This is a genomic window from Kaarinaea lacus, assembly GCF_975902315.1.
Genome location: NZ_CDLKIE010000482.1, coordinates 1 through 4556, shown reverse-complemented (window position 1 = coordinate 4556; position 4556 = coordinate 1). Strand labels below are relative to the sequence as shown.

Annotated in this window: 5 protein-coding genes; 3 read left to right on the top strand and 2 right to left on the bottom strand. The window is 45.4% G+C overall.

Annotated features, from left to right (window positions below):
- Positions 1-214 (bottom strand): hypothetical protein (locus tag ACWVCM_RS14970; RefSeq protein ID WP_455202568.1); only part of this gene is annotated, 214 nt, incomplete at its 3' end.
- Between the two features lie 120 nt (positions 215-334).
- On the opposite strand from ACWVCM_RS14970, the gene ACWVCM_RS14965 reads away from it, so the two are divergent.
- The 3 genes from ACWVCM_RS14965 to ACWVCM_RS14955 all read left to right on the top strand — a co-directional run bounded on the left by ACWVCM_RS14965 (position 335) and on the right by ACWVCM_RS14955 (position 4093).
- On the top strand, positions 335-1462 hold the full coding sequence (locus tag ACWVCM_RS14965) for an AI-2E family transporter (protein WP_455202567.1): 1128 nt from the start codon (positions 335-337) through the stop codon (positions 1460-1462).
- A 221-nt stretch (positions 1463-1683) separates the two neighbouring features.
- Complete coding sequence (locus tag ACWVCM_RS14960) at positions 1684-2838, top strand: HlyD family secretion protein (protein WP_455202566.1); 1155 nt, start codon at positions 1684-1686, stop codon at positions 2836-2838.
- Between the two features lie 163 nt (positions 2839-3001).
- Positions 3002-4093, top strand: a complete 1092-nt coding sequence (locus ACWVCM_RS14955) for a DUF2955 domain-containing protein (RefSeq protein ID WP_455202565.1) — start codon at positions 3002-3004, stop codon at positions 4091-4093.
- Between the two features lie 21 nt (positions 4094-4114).
- Here ACWVCM_RS14955 and ACWVCM_RS14950 read toward each other — a convergent pair.
- On the bottom strand, positions 4115-4556 hold a 442-nt coding region (locus ACWVCM_RS14950; RefSeq protein WP_455202564.1), incomplete at its 5' end, for a hypothetical protein.

The window sequence follows — 4556 nt, the reverse complement described above, 5'->3', positions numbered from 1 at the left end:
GGGTCCATGTCTTTGTGTTTGTCCTGCGATCAAAAACTAACCAATGATAACTACATACAAGTATATCCACAATCTCTTCATCGGAATTTACCATATTACGCCATGAGTGAATTGCCATTTCACGCCAGTGGGATTGAGGAATATCAATAACTAACTGTTTAATAATCGTTCTATTAATAGGTGCCTGGTGGCACAAATTGGCAAGAACAATCATCCCTGCTGCAATAAGCTTAGTGTCAGAGAAGAACCATGGTAACGTTTACGCTGTCGTGTGGGGTATCCGCTCGCCAGGTAATTTGCGGAATAAAAATAATTGAGCTTTTGAGAGGCAAATATGACTATCAACTCTGCTAGTCCTGATGGTGATTTTGTAAAGAATTCTGTAGAAGCTGTGATAAAAATCGCGTTTCTGGCATTGATCGTCGTGTGGTGTTTTCAGATCGTGCGACCATTCATTACCTTAGTGGTTTGGGGGATCGTGTTAGCGGTGGCCTTATACCCCATTGTTGGGTGGTTGAGCAATAAGCTGGGTGGCAAAGAAAAGATGGCGACCGTTATATTGACGCTTTCCATTCTGGCATTAATCCTCATACCATCGTACTTTTTATCAGCTTCCATGATTGAGGGTGCACAGTATATATCTGAGGGTCTGCAAGAAGGTTCACTAAAAGTACCGCCACCAACAGAGAGTGTTGCCACCTGGCCCCTGGTAGGCGAACAGCTTTATGAATATTGGAAACTGGCATCAACAAACCTTGAAGCCGCAATAGCAAAAGCTGGACCGCAAATGAAAGGGGTGATTAACTGGTTGCTTGGTGCTGCGGCTGGTACTGGTGCGGGTATCGTGCAGTTTATTATTTCCGTCATCATTGCCGGCGTGTTAATGGTGAATGCAAAAGGCGGATTTAACTTTACTAAAGCGTTTACCATGCGACTAGCCGGACAGCATGGTGCCGACTTCGCTGTTATTGCGGCAGCTACAGTACGCAGTGTGGCGCAAGGTGTACTGGGCGTTGCGATGATTCAAGCCCTGCTGGCAGGCATAGGTTTATTAGTCATGGGTGTACCACTTGCTGGTTTGTGGGCATTCCTGGTGCTGTTTCTCGCGGTGATTCAATTGCCACCTATATTAGTGCTTTTACCGATTATCTTTTATGTGTTCTCAGTAGCCGATACGACACCGGCCGTGTTATTCACCATCTGGAGTATTGTGGTCAGCATGAGTGATGCGTTTCTAAAACCGATGTTTTTAGGGCGTGGTGTTGACGTACCAATGTTAATCATCCTGATTGGCGCCATTGGTGGCATGATGCTTTCTGGAATCATTGGCTTGTTCGTAGGCGCAGTAGTGCTAGCGTTGTTTTATAAATTATTCATTGTGTGGCTGTATCCGGAAAACTTGTCCGAAATGCTGGAAGAGGCGGAAAGTTTAGGTGAAGAAGTGGGGGCGGAGAAGGCTTAATAATATTTACCGTACAAAATATATTTCCCTCTCCCCTTTGGGGAGAGGGCCAGGGTGAGGGGTAAGAGTTTAACTTATGATGCTAAATATATTTCACCCCTCATCCCATCCTTCTCCCCTCAAGGGGAGAAGGGGATAACGTAGTAAGTTGAATTGAAGTAAAAGTAGAAGAAAATTGTGCATCAAAAACTGACAAACGAATTATTTTTCGGAATATAAAAATGTCCAACTCAGAAAAAACAAACAACCCTGAAAAACAATCCGATGCACCGGAAAAAAGTGCAGAAGAAAAAAAAGATACGAGCAACGACAAAAAGCCTGCCTCTGTTCGCAAGCTTACGTTGATTATGGTGGGTGTGGTACTTGTGTTTTTCTTCTGGTATGTCATCGCCGATCGGTTAACGCCATCAACGAACCAGGCAAGGGTGCGAGGATACATCGTGCCTATTGCGTCACAGGTGTCTGGCGTTATCAGTGAGATTAACGTGGCGATCAACGCTGTAGTGGACGAAGGAAAAACCTTATTCAAGATTGACCCGGAACCCTTTGAAATAGCGGTGCGTAAAGCCGAAGCGGATTTGGAAAAAGCCGGGCAGGATATTGGTGCAGAAACGGCAGGTGTGGCCGCTGCGCAAGCAAGCCTGGCGAAAGCGCAAGCCACCTTAAGACGAGTTCAGGTCGATGCCAATCGTTTGATTGCAGTGGAAGACCTGGGCGTGGTGCCCCAGGCAGATATTGATCGGGCGCGTGTCCAGGTGGAGCAGGAACAGGCCAAGGTGATTAATGCCGAAGCTGATTTGCAAAGGGCTAAAGAACATCTGGGAAAAAAGGGTGCAGATAATCCTAAAATTCGCAAGGCATTATCTGCGTTGGATAAGGCTCGCCTTGATTTGAACAATACCAGCGTTGTAGCACCTTCGTTTGGTGGTATCACTGACGTCCGTGTAGATGTTGGACATTATGCGCAGGCGGGTAAACCGGTAATGACTTTTGTTTCCACCAGGGCAGTATGGGTGGAAGCCTATATGCGCGAAAACAATCTTGGGAATATAGAAGCAGGTGATGAAGCGGAAATAGTGCTGGATGTTGCGCCTGGTAAAGTATTTAAAGGTGAAGTAATCAGTATTGGTTACGGTGTGAATTGGGGACAGTCTACAGCACCGGGTGAGTTACCAAAGATCAGTGTTTCGTCGGGGTGGTTGCGTGATCCGCAACGATTTCCGGTCATTATTAAGTTTGTTGGCGACGACGCCAAAGGTTTTCGCCGTGAAGGTGGGCAGGCGGATGTGATTGTCTATACGGGAGGTAATTTCCTGTTTAATGCTCTGGGGTGGTTGCAAATACGATTGACGAGTTTGTTTTCGTATGTTTATTAGATTGCCGCGCTCCCTTTGGTCGCTCGCAATGACAGTGCATAGAAGCTTTACCTTGTCATTGCGAGGAACATAGTGACGAAGCAATCTCGCTGTTTGAATTAGAAAGCGAATAGATTGCCGCGCTCAATTCGGTTGCTCTCAATGACAATATAGCTAAATGAAAATGTTTACGCTAAAACCTTCACAATGGCTCGACACCACTGACCCTAACGTCATACGCATATTGCGTTTTACGTTTGGTGTCACGTTAAGTGTCGCTGCGTCGTTTGCTTTCGCCTGGCCGCTCTTTTTCGTTACGCCAATCTTTGTCGCCAAGTTTCTTGGTTCGCCAGCACCCTGTCCTGATTTTCGTGCTGGGCTAGTCGTGACGCTGGTAATTGGTCTTGGTTGTGGTGTTGGGTTGGCTATTACTTATTTTACTGTTCACTATCCCATTGTCTGCCTTCTCTCTATTTCTATTCTTCTGTTTCATATCTTTTATGCCAATGTCCGTGGTGTATCGCCATTAGTTGTTGCTTTTTTGCTGATTGGAATTACAGCGATTCCCTTGATGGGAACAGTGTCCTTTAGTCTGGCGACCAGTATTACGAGTGGTTTGATGCTATCCGGTGGTTTGGCTTTTGTTTTCGTCTGGATTGCTCATGGTTTTATTCCTGATCCAGTTACGGAGGCGACTAAAGCAGCTGCGCCCGCTGCTCATCCAGCCATGACTGATCGCGAACAAATACGAAGTGCTGCTATCAGTACATTGGTGGTTCTGCCGGTTATAGTAATATTCTTTATGTTTCAGATGACCAATATGCTTTTAGTGATGATATTTATCGCTATGCTTGCTCAAACACCGGATGTAAAGACCGGTGCCAAAGGAAGTGCAGCCCTGGTAATCGGTAATACGGCGGGCGGTGTAGCAGCAATATTGTTTTATAACCTGTTGGTAGCCGTGCCAAGTTTTGTGTTTTTAATATTGCTTACTATATTGTTCAGCTTGTTCTATGGTGAACGACTATTTTCCGGCAAACCAATGGCTGGATTGTATGCGACGGCTTTTTCTACTGTGATTTTGTTAGTCGGTTCGACAACGGGTGATATGGGTGGTGACGCGGAAAGTAAATTTTACACGCGTATTGCTCAGATAATTCTGGCTGGCGCATACATTGTGGGTGCATTCCTGTTGCTTGAAATACTGAGTCGACAAAAGCAAAAACATGATGCTTATGAGCGCTCGAGAATAATAGATGACGTGGATGTTAGTTAGTTCGCTGGCGTTGGCTCGATCTCAATAAGTAAAAGCCCAACCTAACATGGGTCCTTGCTGAGCAAAGGTGATATCAAACTTTAGCCCATCGGTTTCGGTTTCATTGCCGATTTCCAGGTAACGATAGCCCGCCCAAACGTTGTGAAGCTTGTTGATTTTGAAAGCGACTACGGCATTAATGCTATAGTCGGTATCATTATCTCCTGTACCTAGGTCACCGGTAATCATAATTCCCCAACGATTGTTGAACCTGTAATTCAGGTTTATGCCAAGGAGCCAGTCAAATAAGTTCTCATCGGCAACGGTTAATTTTTGGTTGATAGCTATGATGCCCGAACCTAAAGGCGTAATGTCCATAGTCAGCTTGGTGAAGAAATGCCTGACCCCTGTATAAAGCAAAACATTCTTATGGACTTCATAGCGCACCAGTAAATCGTTGGCAGACATCTGTAATTCAGATTCG

Excerpts from the sequence above, each read along its gene's own strand:
- ACWVCM_RS14960 (WP_455202566.1), top strand. The coding sequence starts at position 1,684 with ATGTCCAACTCAGAAAAAACAAACAACCCTGAAAAACAATCCGATGCA.
- ACWVCM_RS14955 (WP_455202565.1), top strand. The coding sequence starts at position 3,002 with ATGTTTACGCTAAAACCTTCACAATGGCTCGACACCACTGACCCTAAC.
- ACWVCM_RS14965 (WP_455202567.1), top strand. The coding sequence starts at position 335 with ATGACTATCAACTCTGCTAGTCCTGATGGTGATTTTGTAAAGAATTCT.